17 protein-coding genes and 1 pseudogene are annotated in these 15297 nt (G+C 62.7%); 9 read left to right on the top strand and 9 right to left on the bottom strand.

The window, feature by feature from the left end; all coding sequences use genetic code 11:
• Positions 1-142 precede the first annotated feature (142 nt).
• A complete protein-coding gene (locus BX591_RS18260; RefSeq protein WP_105505479.1) occupies positions 143-421 on the bottom strand; it encodes a hypothetical protein in 279 nt (92 codons plus the stop codon).
• Positions 422-574: 153 nt separating this feature from the next.
• Between BX591_RS18260 and BX591_RS18265 the strand changes: the two genes are divergently transcribed.
• Positions 575-1129 (top strand): fasciclin domain-containing protein, encoded by a 555-nt coding sequence (locus tag BX591_RS18265; protein WP_111932777.1) that lies wholly within the window; start codon positions 575-577, stop codon positions 1127-1129.
• Positions 1130-1352: 223 nt separating this feature from the next.
• Positions 1353-1640 carry a hypothetical protein gene (locus BX591_RS18270; protein WP_244147048.1) on the top strand — a complete coding sequence of 96 codons (288 nt, stop codon included), beginning with the start codon at positions 1353-1355 and terminating at the stop codon, positions 1638-1640.
• A gap of 91 nt (positions 1641-1731) precedes the next feature.
• Here BX591_RS18270 and BX591_RS18275 read toward each other — a convergent pair whose 3' ends face one another.
• Complete coding sequence (locus BX591_RS18275; protein ID WP_111932778.1) at positions 1732-2442, bottom strand: lysophospholipid acyltransferase family protein; 711 nt, start codon at positions 2440-2442, stop codon at positions 1732-1734.
• A gap of 452 nt (positions 2443-2894) precedes the next feature.
• On the opposite strand from BX591_RS18275, the gene BX591_RS18280 reads away from it, so the two are divergent.
• Entirely contained in the window at positions 2895-3239 is a 345-nt protein-coding gene (locus BX591_RS18280; protein ID WP_111932779.1) for a hypothetical protein, read from the top strand.
• Positions 3240-3281: 42 nt separating this feature from the next.
• Here the strand turns inward: BX591_RS18280 and BX591_RS18285 are convergent, their stop codons facing one another.
• Entirely contained in the window at positions 3282-3569 is a 288-nt protein-coding gene (locus BX591_RS18285) for a hypothetical protein (protein ID WP_111932780.1), read from the bottom strand.
• Positions 3570-3606: 37 nt separating this feature from the next.
• Positions 3607-4522, bottom strand: a pseudogene (locus BX591_RS18290) (LysR family transcriptional regulator).
• 80 nt (positions 4523-4602) lie between these two features.
• Between BX591_RS18290 and BX591_RS18295 the strand changes: the two are divergent.
• Complete coding sequence (locus tag BX591_RS18295) at positions 4603-5541, top strand: carbon-nitrogen hydrolase family protein (protein WP_111932781.1); 939 nt, start codon at positions 4603-4605, stop codon at positions 5539-5541.
• 141 nt (positions 5542-5682) lie between these two features.
• Here BX591_RS18295 and BX591_RS18300 read toward each other — a convergent pair whose 3' ends face one another.
• Entirely contained in the window at positions 5683-7647 is a 1965-nt protein-coding gene (locus tag BX591_RS18300; protein WP_111932782.1) for a carboxypeptidase-like regulatory domain-containing protein, read from the bottom strand.
• Positions 7648-8056: 409 nt separating this feature from the next.
• Here BX591_RS18300 and BX591_RS18305 point away from each other — a divergent pair, with 409 nt between their 5' ends.
• The 4 genes from BX591_RS18305 to BX591_RS18320 all read left to right on the top strand — a co-directional run bounded on the left by BX591_RS18305 (position 8057) and on the right by BX591_RS18320 (position 10749).
• Positions 8057-8410 (top strand): YciI family protein, encoded by a 354-nt coding sequence (locus BX591_RS18305; protein WP_111932783.1) that lies wholly within the window; start codon positions 8057-8059, stop codon positions 8408-8410.
• Between the two features lie 153 nt (positions 8411-8563).
• On the top strand, positions 8564-8977 hold the full coding sequence (locus BX591_RS18310) for a YciI family protein (RefSeq protein ID WP_111932784.1): 414 nt from the start codon (positions 8564-8566) through the stop codon (positions 8975-8977).
• Between the two features lie 85 nt (positions 8978-9062).
• Positions 9063-9470, top strand: a complete 408-nt coding sequence (locus BX591_RS18315; protein ID WP_111932785.1) for a VOC family protein — start codon at positions 9063-9065, stop codon at positions 9468-9470.
• A 4-nt stretch (positions 9471-9474) separates the two neighbouring features.
• Positions 9475-10749 (top strand): RNA polymerase sigma factor, encoded by a 1275-nt coding sequence (locus BX591_RS18320; RefSeq protein ID WP_111932786.1) that lies wholly within the window; start codon positions 9475-9477, stop codon positions 10747-10749.
• 45 nt (positions 10750-10794) lie between these two features.
• Here the strand turns inward: BX591_RS18320 and BX591_RS18325 are convergent, their stop codons facing one another.
• The 4 genes from BX591_RS18325 to BX591_RS18340 form a co-directional block, all read right to left on the bottom strand.
• The gene (locus BX591_RS18325) at positions 10795-11484 is read right to left on the bottom strand and encodes a class I SAM-dependent methyltransferase (RefSeq protein WP_111932787.1); all 690 of its coding nucleotides are present in this window, start codon (positions 11482-11484) and stop codon (positions 10795-10797) included.
• 220 nt (positions 11485-11704) lie between these two features.
• Positions 11705-12283 (bottom strand): DUF4337 domain-containing protein, encoded by a 579-nt coding sequence (locus tag BX591_RS18330; RefSeq protein WP_111932788.1) that lies wholly within the window; start codon positions 12281-12283, stop codon positions 11705-11707.
• 217 nt (positions 12284-12500) lie between these two features.
• Positions 12501-12677 (bottom strand): DUF1427 family protein, encoded by a 177-nt coding sequence (locus BX591_RS18335; protein WP_111932789.1) that lies wholly within the window; start codon positions 12675-12677, stop codon positions 12501-12503.
• Positions 12678-12744: 67 nt separating this feature from the next.
• Positions 12745-13710 carry a quinone oxidoreductase family protein gene (locus tag BX591_RS18340; protein ID WP_111932790.1) on the bottom strand — a complete coding sequence of 322 codons (966 nt, stop codon included), beginning with the start codon at positions 13708-13710 and terminating at the stop codon, positions 12745-12747.
• A gap of 191 nt (positions 13711-13901) precedes the next feature.
• On the opposite strand from BX591_RS18340, the gene BX591_RS36775 reads away from it, so the two are divergent.
• Positions 13902-14363: a DUF6881 domain-containing protein gene (locus BX591_RS36775; protein ID WP_176343096.1), complete on the top strand. Its 462-nt coding sequence runs from the start codon at positions 13902-13904 to the stop codon at positions 14361-14363.
• Positions 14364-15297: the final 934 nt, after the last annotated feature.

Below are 15297 nucleotides of genomic sequence, written 5' to 3' on the forward strand. Positions count from 1 at the left end.
AAGATTACGAAGAAATACGAGGCGCCGACCGCGCCGGGGTGAGCGCGTGCAAATCGGGCGCAAACGTTATCGCGCGCCGATGCGAAAACCGGTACCTCATCGTTGCACCGCGCGGACTGGTCCGCGCGGGTCGCGCCCCGGATCAGGCTCGCCAGACCTGTTTCAGTCGCCCGAATTCGGCTGGCCGCGTGTACGACCGGTAGAGCTCACCGACCGTTCCGAACGCCAGCGCGGGCTTCAGGGTTGCACCGGGCAGGGCTTCTTCGAGCCAGACGAACGCGTTCATCTCTCGCTGCGCCGCATGTACCGCCGCGGTGAGCGCCGACAGCGCCCGTTCCGCCGAGTGGCCGCCAAGGTCGACGAAACAGCTTTCGAACGGATGTTTCGCCGGACTTTCGATGTGCAAGGCTGACTTTCGCATGGACAAATCGATCTCCTACGCAGGTTGCCTCACCTGTATAGCAAGCGATTGTGACAAAGCGTGACATGCGGCGAGTCGAATCCAATCGCGGCGGATCCTCGTATATGAGTTCGTGCCAGGCAATCAAGCATGGCGACTCAGGGGGAGTAGGCAATGAACTACAAGACTATGTTTGCCGCCGTTGCACTGTCGACTGCAGTATCGGGCGCCTTTGCCGCTAGCGATACGGTCATGGTGGGCGGTCAGGCGATGTATCCGAGTAAGGACATCGTCGACAACGCGGTTAACTCGGCGGATCACACCACGCTGGTTGCCGCAGTCAAAGCCGCGGGGCTGGTCGACACATTGAAGAGCCCAGGCCCGTTCACCGTGTTCGCACCGACGAATGAGGCCTTTGCGGCGTTGCCCGCCGGGACGGTCGATACGCTCGTCAAGCCGGAAAACAAGGCGATGCTCACCAGCATCCTCACGTACCACGTGATTCCGGGCCGCTATGACTTCCGCAAACTCGACGCGGCGATCAAAGCCGGCGGCGGCAAGGCCGAGTTGAAAACGGTCAACGGCGAAGCGCTGACATTCACCGAGAACGGCCCGCACAACATCGTCGTGATGGATGCCGGCGGCCACACAGCGGACATTTCGACCTACGACGTGACGCAGAGCAACGGCGTGATCATGGTGGTCGACAAGGTGTTGATGCCGAAGTGACGAGACAGGCGTTGGGCGCGAAAAAGCCGGATGCCACGAAGTGTCATTTTCGGTGGCGCACCACGACTTAACCCTATGCCACGAATCTGGAAGTAGCAACGTTCGTCCTGTCCAGCTTCGAGCAACTGCTTGCGCTTAGCCGCTGTGCAATCAGTCAGCCTTTAGCGGTCTATGAAAACTCGACGCGTACACCTGCACGCGTCGAAATCGCCGGAGAATCATCATGGAAAAGAGCACGTTGAAAGTCCTGTTGGCCCGTGTCGCCGTCGTTTCACTCTGTGCGTGCGCCGCGACAGTCGCGCAAGCGGGCGGCAATGGAAACGGCGGCAATGGCAGCGGCGGCGCGCATGGCGCGGCGACCGCCGGCATGACGTATCACGGCGAGCCGGTCAACAGCCCGTGGAGCACCGTGCCGGGCGGCGGCATGAAAAGCGATATGGGCATGACGGATACCGGTATGTCCAGCATGCCGGCCAACGACACCACGAAGACCGCCAAAGCCGCGCAATGAGTGTCGGACAGAACGCGAACGCCGGACGCCGCAAATTAATTGCGGCCGGCGTCGCGACTGTCGGTGTGCGGTTGATCCCGTCTGAAAATCGTCACAGTTGTTGCAATTCGGTTTTCATCCACTCGTGAACGGCGCGACTCAAATCCTGTTGCGACATTTCTTGCGATGAGAACGCGGGTCCGACCACCACGCGGATGTGTCCGCCGCCGGTAGGCCAGCCTTTTGCCGGCCACACTTTGCCCGCATTCAACACCACGGGAACCGCCGGCACGCCGGTCGCGCATGCGAGGCGAACGCCACCCGAGGTCAGGCGCAACGGCGCGTCGTGCGCCACACGCGTGCCTTCCGGAAAGATCACGATGACGTCGCCCTTCGCCAGTTTCTCGGCGCTTTCCTGCGTTACCGCCTGATGCGCCTGGCGTGCGGAGCCACGGTTCAGACTAACCATGTCGAGGCCCCGCAACACCCAGCCGAAAAACGGAATGCGCAGCAGATCTTCCTTGAACACGAAACTGACGCGGCGCGGAAAGAGCGCCATGAACGTGAGGGTTTCCCACGTCGATTCATGACGGCACAAGATGATCGCGGGTCCTGCCGGAAGATGTTCAAGCCCTTCGATCGAACATGACACGCCGGGCAGCCAACGCATCACACCCACCAGCGCACGGCACCATTGTTTGGCGAGCCAGTATCGCCCGGCGCGTCCGACGAACGGAAACAACGGCAGGATGATCATTGAATACAGCGTCCCGCTACCGAGCAGATAGACAATGAACAGCCATTTGGTGAAAGTTGCGCGCATCGGGATTCGAGTGGGAGGGTGGACGGTGGAACGATTTCACCGTAACCCGGTGAGACCACGACAGGGGCGATACGTTCGGCGGGTGGACCGGCGGCCGGCCGGGGCTTGAACGCAACAGTAACCGATCAATAAAAATGCCCCTCGCGGGGCGTCATGCGTTTATCGATGGGACAAGCCCACGAAGCCGGTCATCATAACAACTCATGCGGCGCTTCACGCAACCTGCGACATCCATCCTGAGAAAACCAGCTTGTCGAGCCGGGTTGCCCCCGCGCGGTATAGATACGTTAACCGGGTGGCGAAGCGCAGGGTTGGTATGATTTTGTTGCACGGCGCGGTGGCCCTTGCTCTCTCGGGCCCCGGAAAAAAGGGGGTAAATCATCAACGATTGATTTGCCTGTGTTTGCCCGCATGTGCGGGTTTGCTTAAATGCAATCGACACACCGATAGACATGATCAAACCTGAATTCAACGAGCGCGACAGTGCGCGCCCCGACTTGCTGTGTCTTCTCGTCGCGATTGCGGCGGCCTCGTACGCACTGACCAACGAATGGCGGGTGGACCATGTCGTGCAGATCTGCCGTCAGTGGCTGCATAAAAACCGCCTCAAGATGAACTGGCTGGACCGGGTGCGCATTGGCCAGCTTGCATTGAAGATTGCCCGCCAGGATCTGCTCGAAGCCGGGGTCGCGGTTCGGCTGTCCAGCGTGAACGCGTTGTTCACGGGAGAGATGGAACTCAACGAATCGAGCACGATGGTCCAGCGGATGATGGCGCTTTGCCACGAAGCGCTTTGAGTGAATCGTCGCGGCTTCGGCGCCCGCTCGTAGCCACGGCCTTTATGTCGCGTGCAATAGCGACCTCGCCTGCTCGAGCAGCGCGAGCGAGGCGGAAAACTCGTTGCGGCCCGCCATTGTCAGCGCGGCCTCGGCGGTGCGCAGGAACAGTTCGTCGTTGGATGTCGATGCCGGTGACGACGTGCGGCCGAGGCCGGCATCGTCGTGGCGACGAAAGAACGCGAGTGACTGGAGCGCGTCGAACCTGAGGTCCTGCGGTCCCGCTTTGGCGGCAATGTCGGCCGCGGCACACAGTTGCCGGATGGCAACGAGAAAAGCAGCGTGGTCCATGGTTTCCGTCTCCTCGATAGGCCGTTGCGCGTTCGCCTCACGCCAGCTTGACGTGCGCCGGGTCGAAGCATTCCGCCAGCGCGGCTTGGACCTTGGCGACCGCCGTATCGCGTAGTGCATTGATTCGCCATCCCACCTCGATCGGATACTCCGGCAGCGCCAGCGGGCAGGGCAAGAGCAGAAGCCCCGTCATGTCCGCGATAGCGTGTGCGGCGTGCGTCGGAATCGTGGCAATCGCCTCGCTACCCTTCAGCAGATACGGAAGCCCCGCGAAATGCGTGGTCGATGCCGCCACCCGGCGTTTGCGTCCGACGCTCGCCAGCATCTCGTCGACGATCCCGACTACGCCGCCGGCCGAGACCAGAATGTGATTCCGGTTCGCGAAGTCGTCGAGCGAAATCGTGGCGTTGCCGGTTCGCCAGGTGCCCGGGTCGACGAGACATGCGTAGCGGCCCTTGCCAAGAACCTGCCGGCTCAAGCCGCGTAACGAAAACCCTCCCGACGTGATCGCGAGGTCCATCTCCTGGTTGGCCAACGCGTCCGTGACGATCTGGCTGTAGGTCTGGCGAAATATGACGCGCAGACCCGGCGCGCGCTTCGCCATGAGCGCCATGAGTTTGCGGCCGATGGCCAGCTCGAAGTCGTCGGACATGCCGATCGCCACCGCTCGACCGGAGAAATCCGTCGGGTTCGGGGAGGCGATAGCGAGACTTTGCCGGAATTTATCGAGCGCCTCGCTCACCAGCGGCTTCAGTTCGCTGGCACGGGAGGTCGGTGTCAGCCCCCGGCCGGTGCGCACGAACATCTGATCGGAATAGAGGCCGCGAAGCCGTCTGAGGGCCGCGCTGACGGCCGACTGCGTCATATCCAGCCGAATGGCCGCCCGGCTCGTACAGCGCCTCGAAGATCTTCAGCAGGTTCAGGTCGACGCGCGAGATATCACTCCGGTTCATATCAGAAAGTTCGAAATGGCGTTCCATTCATTTTATGACGGTCGCAAGATCTGGGACATCCCATCACCGGTTCAATCACCATGTCCAAATCGAAAGTCGCCGCGCTGCAAATCGGGTCGTCGCCCAAGGGTAAGCAGGACACCCTCGACACCATCCTCGCCTACGAGGCCGAGATTCGGGCGTCGGGGGCCGCTGTGGTCGTGTTGCCCGAAGCGCTGCTGGGCGGCTACCCGAAGGGCGAGATTTTCGGCACGCGTCTCGGTTATCGCTTACCCGAGGGACGCGAGGCGTTCGCCGATTATTTCCGCAACGCGATCGACGTGCCCGGTCCCGAAACCGACGAACTCGCCGCTTTCTCCACGCGGTGCGACGCGTCGATCGTGATCGGCGTGATCGAGCGGTCCGGCAACACGCTGTATTGCACCGCGCTGTTCTTCGAGCCGGGCGCCGGACTGGTCGCAAAACACCGCAAGCTGATGCCGACCGGCACCGAGCGGCTGATCTGGGGGCAAGGCGACGGTTCCACGCTGCCCGTGGTCGACTCGCGTGCGGGGCGTCTTGGCACTGCGATCTGCTGGGAAAACCATATGCCGCTGCTGCGTACCGCGATGTACGCCAAGGGCGTGCAGATCTGGTGCGCGCCGACGGTCGACGAACGCGAGATCTGGCAATGCTCCATGCGCCACATCGCCCATGAGGGGCGCTGTTTCGTGATCAGCGCTTGCCAGGTCGAGCCGTCGCCCAAGGCGTTGGGAATCAACGTGCCCGACTGGGATGACAACCGTCGTTTGATCAACGGCGGCAGCGTGATCGTCGGGCCGCTCGGGGAGGTTCTGGCGGGGCCGTTACTCGGCGAGACGGGGCTGGTCGTCGCGGAAATCGATACGGACGAACTGATTCGCGCGCGTTACGACTTCGACGTGGTGGGGCATTACTCGCGGCCGGATGTGTTCGCGCTGAGTGTCGACGAGCGGCGGAAACAGTCCGTGGAGTTTAACGATGGACATCGTGGCTCGTAACGCGTAAGCCGCTGAGACGTAACGTGCAGTGACACCGATGAAAAACGAAAACGCCCCTCGCTGAGCAGGGGCGTTTTAACGTTCGGCAATCGTCCACGCCAACCAGGTCCAAGCCAGTTGATTTGGCGATTACATCGAACACTAGTCGTTGTAGCGCGTGATGTCGTAATAGCTAATCCCGCTCTGCGCGCCGCTCAACTGTACGAGCCGCGAATTGCCCGTCACCAACGGCGTGAACTGGCAGTTCACGCAAGTCTGCACGCCGAGCGAATTGATCCCGGCGCTGACGGTGGTCTGATACTGGCCGAACGTGGTGTTGTTCGGCGCGCCGACGGAGAACCCGTCGACTTCGAACGGGCCCGCGGCGGCCATACCGGTGGTCTGAATCTGCACCGACGTCACCGGGAACGCGAGATTCTGACCGTTCACGAGACTCGACCACGTCACGCTCATCGCGTACTGCGAGCCCGCCAGCGACCCGGCCGGCGTGAGGAACTGCGTCGCGAAGTCCGGCAGCAGCGAGGGCCATGCGACCGAGCCGCCCGCCGTCGCGTTCAGCGGACTGCCCGGATTGACGACCGACGACTGGCCGAGCTGCGCGCCGTTCTTGTCGTAGAACGTGACGGTGTAAGTGGCGTAGGGCGGCACCGTGCTCGCATCGATAGCTTGGGGCGCGAAATAGCCGGTCGCCGCGGGCGGCGTGAAGCTCGCCGTCGACGACAGCGATTGCCACGACCAGCGGTACAACGACGTGTTGCTATTGGTCACGGCAGGCGACACCGGCGCGGTGCTGAGCGGCGTATCCGATATCCCTAGCAGGCTGTTGCCCACGGCGTTGCGCGGCATCAGCCAGACCGGCGCGGTGAGCCCAGGTCCGGTGACGGAGGCCGAATACACCGTCGGATTCAACGCGCCCGGAATCGAAATCGTGAGACCGGACTCGTAGCGATTGACGTCGGCGAGTCGCGTATCGAGGAAAGTGCGGCGCGCGATCTGCGAATTGATCGACACCGCGAATTGCGATTGATTGCCGATCAGATCCCAACCGAGTTGCGTGCCGTTGGCCAGCGTGACCGGCGTCGCGAGCTGTTGGACGAACGTGTACAGCACGCCGCCGACGTTGCCGGTGGCGAGCGTGAACGGCAACTGCACGAATGCCATCTGCTTGCCATTGCGCGTGAGAAACGCCAGTGTCTTCGGCGAGCCGAAGACCGCGCCGGTGAACAGCGAGTCCGGCAGGTTGTGGCCGGTGGCGAGGTCGTTTGAACCGTTCTCCACGAACGCGGCATCGATCGCCGGCGAACAGGACGTGTTGAGTGTGCCGGACGCGGCACAGGCCGTGAGCAGCGTGGCGAGCGGCTCCAGATAGTTGGCCGCAGCAGGCGGCGCGGCGAGCAGGGTCGACAGGCCGGTCTGTCTGTTCAGCAACAAGGTGGTACCCGGCGCCGCGTTCGACGCCAGCGACAGGCCGCCGCTCGGTGCGCTCGCGACCAGCACCGAGTCGATCACCGCGTCCGCGCCGGTGTGGTTCGGCGTGAAGGCGGTGCCGATCGGATCGAAGCCCGCCGCCTGAATGCCGTTCTGCGCGAGCAGATTCGTCAGGATCGTGTCGAGCGTGATGGTGGCGATCTGCACCTGCTGCAGCGTCACCTGGGCGAGCGCCGTGCTCGCCGTGAGGTCGATCGGGTTGCCCGAGGCGGTCAGCATCGCGGCAATCGCGGTGGTCAGCGTGGTGACGTTGGCGACCGCCGGCGCCGTGCCGTTGGGCAGTTTGGCGAGCACGGAGACGAGCGGCGAGGAGAGGCCGGCGGCGTCGGTGGCGACGATCACGAACGGCGCCGTCAGGCCCTTCACGGCGAGCGTGTACGCGCCCTGCGCGCCGCTGGTGGTGCTGACTTTCGCGCCGGTCGCGTCGATGAGCGTGACGTTGGCCCCAACGAGCGGACTGCCGGAGGCGACCGTGCCGCTCACCGAGCTGGCGGTGGCAGTCGTCTGCGTGCCCGACGAGGCGCTGCTGGAACTGCCGCCGCCGCCGCAACCGCTGAGTTGGAAAAAGGCCAAAGCCGCGGCGGCCGCGAGAGCGGTGCGCACTGACGATCGATACATGAGGTTCCCCGATGCTCTGTTTATTGGAGTCGTTTGTTTTTGCCGGCCGATTATGCCGATGAGTGCGCCGCTATCCGCCGTGCTGTCGTATTGCGTAGCCAAACCGAAAGGCTCCGATTAACCGCGGCCGCTCAACCATAAACGGCATTTTCGCCGGCTGACTTTAACGATTTCGGAGAATACTTCAAAGCGTCGTTATCGTGTCGCACGACAAAAGTAAATCCATATGCGCTACGGATATTACGAGTCCTCGTAAAGGCGACGAACAGCCGCCATTCCCGTGCCGGATTGAGTTTGCCGGAGCCTTTCACGCTTGTTAGACTGGCTGCCCACACTCGCCGCAAGCGCGACCTTTGCCGCCATCGCCTGCCGGGCGGTCACGCCAGCGCAGCGATTAATCGGAGACGCCATGTCTTACATGCTGCTCATCGTCGAACCCACCAATCAGCGCGTCGAACGCGGAGAAGCCGCCGGGCGCGAAGTCTACGATCAGATGGTGCGTTACGCCACGAACCTGAAAGAGCGCGGCAAATTGCTCGCGGTCGAATCGCTCACTTCGTTGAACGACGCCGTGCGCGTCCAGGTGCGCGACGGCCAGCCGACATTGCTCGATGGGCCATTCGCCGAAGCCAAGGAAATGATCGGCGGCTTCTTTCTGCTGAACTGCGACACCCGCGAAGAAGCCGTTGCCATTGCCCAAGCCTGCCCGGCGGCCGCATGGTGTACGGTCGAAGTCCGCAAGCTCGGGCCCTGCTTCATGTAGGCGATTCGCCTCGCCGCCGTGCTTTGGTTCGGTTCGGGGTTTTCCCTGGCGTGCGGCTTTGCCTGTCGATCCGGCGGCGCGTTGCTCGTCGTGTGAGTAAGAAGCCACCTGTTGGGGCGGCTCCGCTTCTCACCACGTACAAGGAGAACGGCAATGCGATTCATGATTCTGGTCAAGGCAACGGCTGCCAGCGAAGCCGGCGTGATGCCGGACGCGTCCCTGATGGCGGCAATGGGCGCCTACCACGAAGAGCTGGCCAAGGCCGGCGTGCTGCTCGACGCCACCGGTCTGCAAGCGAGTTCGAAGGGCTGGCGCGTTTGCTACAGCGGCGGCAAGCGGACCGTGGTCGACGGCCCATTCGCCGAAACAAAAGAGCTGATTGCCGGCTATACGCTGATTCAGGTGCGCTCGCGCGAAGAAGCCGTGGAGTGGGCGCGGCGCTATCCGGCGCCATTCGGCGAATACGCCGACGGTGAAATCGAAGTGCGGCAACTGTTCGAACTCGACGACTTCGAGCCTAACGCGGGACTGGCGCGGTTTCGCGATCTGGAAGCGAACCGGCGCTGAGCGTGGGCCGCTGAGTGCCAACTCACGCGCTGGTCGCTCAGCGCGCTTGCCGCCTATCCGATAACCATGATTCGTGGATGCCATCATGCACAAGCAGATTTACGTCAATCTCGCCGTCGACGACCTCGAACGCTCGAAAGCGTTTTTTAGCACCATCGGTTTCAGCTTCGATCCGCAGTTCACCAACGAGCAGGCCGCCTGTCTGATTCTCGGCGAAAATCTCTACGCGATGCTGCTGGTCAAGGAACTGTTCAAGTCCTTCACGCGCAAGCCGCTGTGCAATCCGAAGGAGAGCACCGAGGCCTTGCTGGGGTTGTCGTGCGAAAGCCGCGGCGAGGTGGATGCGCTCGTGGCCAAGGCACGCGCCGCCGGTGGCGCCGTGCCGCGCGCGCCGCAGGACTATGGCTTCATGTACGGCCATGGTTTCGAAGATATCGACGGACATATCTGGGAGTTGATCTACATGGATCCGAACGGCAAGGCAGCGGGCTGACGCTGTGACGATAGCGGCCACCCATCGTGCCATCGAGGCAGTCTGGCGGATCGAATCCGCGAAGGTCATCGCCCACGTCGCGCGGATCGTGCGCGACGTGGGGCTCGCCGAAGAGCTGGCGCAAGACGCGCTGGTGGCCGCGCTCGAGCATTGGCCCGAGGCGGGCGTCCCCGACAATCCGGGAGCGTGGCTAATGGCGACCGCAAAAAACCGTGCGCTCGACCGCTTGCGGCAGGAAGCGCTGCATGCGCGCAAGCGTGAAGCGCTGGGCCATGACCTCGACGCATTGGAGGGGCATCTCGTGCCGGATTTCGTCGACGCGCTCGATGCCGCCCGTGCCGACGATATCGGCGACGATTTACTGCGGCTGGTATTCACCGCCTGTCACCCGGTGCTGTCCACCGACGCCCGCGTCGCGCTCACGCTGCGCCTGCTCGGCGGCCTCACCACGGACGAAATCGCGCGGGCGTTCCTCGTGCCCGAGCCGACCGTCGCGCAGCGCATTGTGCGGGCCAAACGCACGCTGACGGCGGCCAAGGTGCCGTTCGAAGTGCCGCAGGCGGACGCGCGCGCAGCGCGGCTCGCGTCGGTGCTGCAAGTGATCTATCTGATCTTCAACGAAGGCTATTCGGCCACGGCCGGCGACGACTGGATGCGTCCCGCGCTTTGCGAGGAAGCGCTGCGATTGGGCCGCGTGCTCAGCGGTCTCGTGCCGGACGAAAGCGAAGTGCACGGCCTTGTCGCGTTGATGGAGATTCAGGCGTCGCGTACCCATGCGCGTACCGACGCACAGGGCCGCCCGGTGTTGTTGCCGGATCAGGACCGTAGCCGCTGGGACCCGCTGCTGATTCGCCGCGGGCTGGCCGCGCTCGACGCCGCGCACGCGCTGGGCGGCGCGAGCGGCGCGTATGCGCTGCAGGCCGCGCTGGCGGCGTGTCACGCTCGCGCCCGCCGCGCGGAAGAGACGGACTGGGCGCAGATTGTCGCGTTATACGACGCGTTGGCGCAGGTGGCGCCTTCGCCGGTGGTCGAGTTGAACCGGGCGGTAGCCGTGGGCATGGCGTTCGGTCCGGCGGCGGGACTTGAGATCGTCGACGCGCTTGCCGCTGATGCCTCGCTCGCGAACTATCAGTGGCTGCCGAGTGTGCGTGGCGATCTGCTGGCGAAGCTCGGCCGTATGAGTGAGGCGCGTGCGGAGTTCGAGCGCGCGGCGGCGATGACCCGCAACGCGCGCGAACGGGAGTTGTTGCTGGATCGTGCTCGCGGCATGGCGTCTTGAGGGGAACCCGGCGTACCGTGAGCACATGGGCTGCGCGCTACGGTTTTACACAGCAAGCGCCCGCAACAGATAGAACTCCCGCTGCCCGGTTTCCCGCGGCGGATCGGCCAACGGTTCGAGATAACGCGTGATGCCGATTTCATCGAAGCCCGCTTCCACGCAGGCCGCTTCCAGCGTTGCCGCGTCATGCACGGTGAAGCCGTAGTCCGCGAACGGCATTTCAACCGCGGCTTCCGGCGTGATGGCCGCGATCACCAGCGTTCCGTTCATGCGCAGTGTCCGGCGCATGGCCCTCAGACCGGCCACGAGCGTGGGCCAGAAATACGTGCAGTTGATCGTGATCGCCTTGTCGAACGAGGCGGTTGGGAAGGGCATGGCGACGACGTCGGCGGTTTCGAGCGTCACGATACCGTCGCGGACATAGGCCGCATTGCGGCAACGTGCCACGGCGATCATGGTGGGCGAGATATCGACGCCGGTGTAATGCACCCCAGTGGCCTGGTCTAGTACGAACGGGATATGCGCGCCGTTGCCGAGGCCCACTTCGAGAACGCGGTCGTTGGCGTGCAGGTCGAGCAATTCGAACGACGCCTCGATCACGGCGCGATTCGAATGCTCCAGCATATCGCCCACCGCAATGCCGATGCTGCCCGCCGGACAGCCGAGTTGCGGCAGCAGAATGCTTTCGTCGAGATGGGCGACGCCCGCGCCAGTTAGCTCAATGGTTTTGCTCACGGTGATTCCTCCATGACGGATTACGCCGGACTTCACGATTGCAGGGAATGCGCAGTCGTGTGTGAATTAATCCGGCATCCTCAATTTATGTCACGAGGTGGGGTGAGCGGGTATCTCTTTAATGGCCAGGCTGTTCCGGCGCAAAACGGATCGGCGACATGACGCGCTGTCATGCGCGCCACGCGGCCGTGAAAAACCGGCCGCGCGACACATCAGCGCATCAGGCCGACAGTAGCGCCATGGCGCCGGTGATCACGCCCGCTGCCGCAACCACGAACGACAGATTGCGCAACCATTTCTTGCGCGTCAGCAAGGTGATCGCGCACAACGCGATCGCCACCTGAATCAGCGTGGTGGCTTGCGCCCAGCGATGATGCCCGTGCAATAGCGCTTCGCTTTTGGCGTCGTTATCCACGACGTCTTTTTCGATCGCTTCGGCTTTCGCGCGGATCGGTTCTTTCTGCGACTTGTATTTGTCGACGTCGGCGAGGAATTTTGCGTGAGCGTCGCTATTGCCGGTGGACAAGGCCGCGCCGAGTTCAGCGAGATTCTGTTTCTCGCCCTTGGCCTGGTAGTAGTTCCATTGGTTCGACGCTTCGGTTTTTTTGATCGCGGCTTCGTTCTTGTAGTACAGCGCGAGGTTTTCGCTGTTGCCGCTCTGATAAGCGCACAGCGCGCCGATCGTCGCTAGGATCGCCGTCATCACGGCCATGCGGCTCGCGAACGGGTCTTCGTCGTGGTGACCGGCGTGTTCCACTGCATGATCGTGCGGGCCATGCACTTCAAACTCTTCAGACATCTGATTCTCCAAGGCAATGCTTTCTAGTCGTCTTTGGGCGGCGCGCCGGATGGCGGCGCGCGTTGCGCGCGCACCGCAGTGCGGCGTGCGAGCCCGGCGGGCTCAATCTTAGCGTGTGACGCCCGAGGATGGGAAAGGTGCCGGTGTGGAGAGGCGGCCAGGGTGAGCGTGATCGAGGTGACGCATGTTTCGGTTCGTCACGCGTTGGCTCGCGCGATCAATGCAGACCCGCAGTCAGCCAGGTGCGCACGAGCGGAATCACATGTTCGCCGCCCAGCATGCCGAGCAGCCCGACCAGCGCGACGGTCGGCGGCGCCGGCGACTTCACGTTCATTACGCTGTAGATCAATCCGACCACCACACCGGCGGCCAGCGAGACCAGATACGCTTTCATGTCGATTGTCCCTGCTATGAGCGGCGCGAGCGGGGCGGCTGTTACGCCGCCGCGCTCGCCGCAGCCGTTACATCGTGATGACGACCCGGCCGCGTGTGCCGGCGGCCACGGCGGCATAGGCTTCGCGTGCCTGGGCGAGCGGGAAGGTCTGCGCGATGGCCGGCCCGGTCAACTGTCCGTTTTCGAAGCCTTCGACCAGGGCCGTCATCAACGGCGCCGATTCCGCGACGCCGAGCTTGGCGCTATCCACCCCGAGCAGTTGGGTCTCGTTGTGATAGAAATCGATCAGATCGACTTCGACGCGTCGCTTGCCCGTGCCGCTGATTTCAAGCACCCGGCCGCGACGTTTGACGAGGCTCAGCGCGGTCTCGAACGCCACGCCGCCCACGCTGTCGTACACCACGTCTGCGCCTGCGCCGCCGGTCAATGCCCGCACGCGTTCGGCGGCCTGGTCGTCGAACGGTACGTAGGCGTCGATCAGACGGCCAGCGGGTGTTCCCGGGTCCAACGGATGGCGATCCACCCCAATGACACGCGCACCGCGCGCCTTGGCGATCTGCACCACCGCACCGCCGACGCCGCCGCCCGCGCCGATCACCGCAATGGTTTCGCCCGCTTGCAGATGCGCGTATTCGACGGTGCCGAGCCACGCGACCACGAAGTTCACGCCGATCGCGGAGGCTTCAGCGTGGCTCAGCGTTTTGGGTTTGCGCGACAACGCGGCGAGCGGAATCTTGATGAACTCGGCATGCGTGCCGTCGCGGGTGAAGCCGATATCGCCGCCGGTGCCCCACACGTCGGCGCCGATCCAGTCCGCTGGGCCGTCCGCCACCACGCCGCTGAAGTCACGCCCCGGCGTGCGCGGCAACACCGTGTGTTCGAAATGGCCGGAGACGTTCTTCACGTCGCTCGGGTTCACCGAGGCGGCCTTGACCTGCACGACGGCGCTGTCCGCATCGGCTTGCAAGGCGGGCAGATCGGTGTGTTCGAGCACTTCCGGGTTGCCGAAGGACTTGAATTGAATGGCTTTCATCGCATGTCGCTCCTGTTGGGTCTCGGGCTGCGTGGCAGCGGAATGAGGCAAGTGTAGATGGCCGGAAGGGCGGCGTCATGACAAACACTTTCGAAATTCGGACAATACGAGAAGCGAGGGATAGGGCATCGGAGACCGCTGTGAACGAACAATGAAGTTCGACGCAAGACAGTAGACCTTGACACAAAACAATGGAGGCCGACACAAGCTGGAGTCGTCTTAAGTCCGATGTTGACGGCGAACGCGAGCGTCGGCTGGCGGCCATGAACGGCCCTTCGACTTCACCGCACGAATCGTCGACAATGCGCGTGTCGGACAAACCGGGTAAGGCGGACGGGGAGCAAAAGATGGACGAGGCATTCCAGCCAATATATATCGATGTTGCGTGGACACACGACTTCGAGGCGGAGCCAATTCGACTTGTCTCGCAGCTTGACAACCAGCGTTATGAGGTTCGCAAACTGGAGTTTTTCCGCGACGGTCGAGTTGGATACGCCGATGGTCTCAAGTCGGCAATGGGAACACAGCTCGGAGAGCTGCCTGTTCCGCCTTTAATCGAGATAAATTCTGATGCCCAGTTCGATGCTCGCATCATTGAGTCGACGCTGTTCAACCAACTGTGGTCAAAGCACGCGTTTGGTCCTGAGGCATAAGCCGCAGTTCGGCCAGTTTCGGCCGTTCGACACGCCTACCAAAAACGTCGACAATTCTAGGCGGGCGGCGGATAGCGCCCGTGATTGATGCACCCCAAGTCACTATTTTCGACGGAAACGAACTACCTATGCTGATTTGGGCACCGACGCGGAAATCCCTTGATGGTCGAGGTACGAGCCTTGGCACGACTAGGAAGGTCGAGATCGAACAGCTTAGCGACGGAATCTTCTTATTGATGCGGTACGAATCCGTAGAAGCGCCATTTCCGACCTCGGATCATTGCTACGCGTCACTCGAAGAGGCATACGACGAGTGCGAGCGTGTCTATGGCGTCGATCGCGAAGATTGGGTCCAGCGGTGACTGCATACTGACCGTCGCGCTCGGACGCGGGCGCAGTACGGCCGAGGCTGTGTGAAAACGCAAAAGTACTCGGTTTTCGGGTGTCGCGTTACCCTTCCCGAGTTGCTACCAAACCAATACAGCGCCATCTAAAGGGTCGATTTTTTAGAAGGCCACTTTCAACACGTGTTTTCACACAGCCTCGGCCACAACCGGCCGTTCGACATACCAGCGTAAATCCCTGACAATTTGGCGGATTCACACCCTGGAAGCCGAGCGATGAAATGCCGGATATGTGGGCGAGCACTCGATCAGCCCGACGACCCCTTGTCGATGAACTGTGGCGGTGACTGCTGGGGTTGCGTCGGCGAGATTGAGGCCGACCTAGGCAATGCGGAATCGATCGAGCAGGTCCGAGAAGAACACGTCCGCGGACTTCGCCCGGGATGGATTGACCCGGCGAAGTAGTGACCACCGATCTCCTGTTCGGCTCACTGTCGGCCAGGAGCGGCCGGTCGACAGTGAAGGCCGAATCGACGACAATTTGGCATCCATATTCTGCCAACATTCGCGGGGACTTAGTGAATATCAGG

Source organism: Paraburkholderia bryophila (assembly GCF_003269035.1).
In the GTDB taxonomy this organism is placed as follows: domain Bacteria; phylum Pseudomonadota; class Gammaproteobacteria; order Burkholderiales; family Burkholderiaceae; genus Paraburkholderia; species Paraburkholderia bryophila.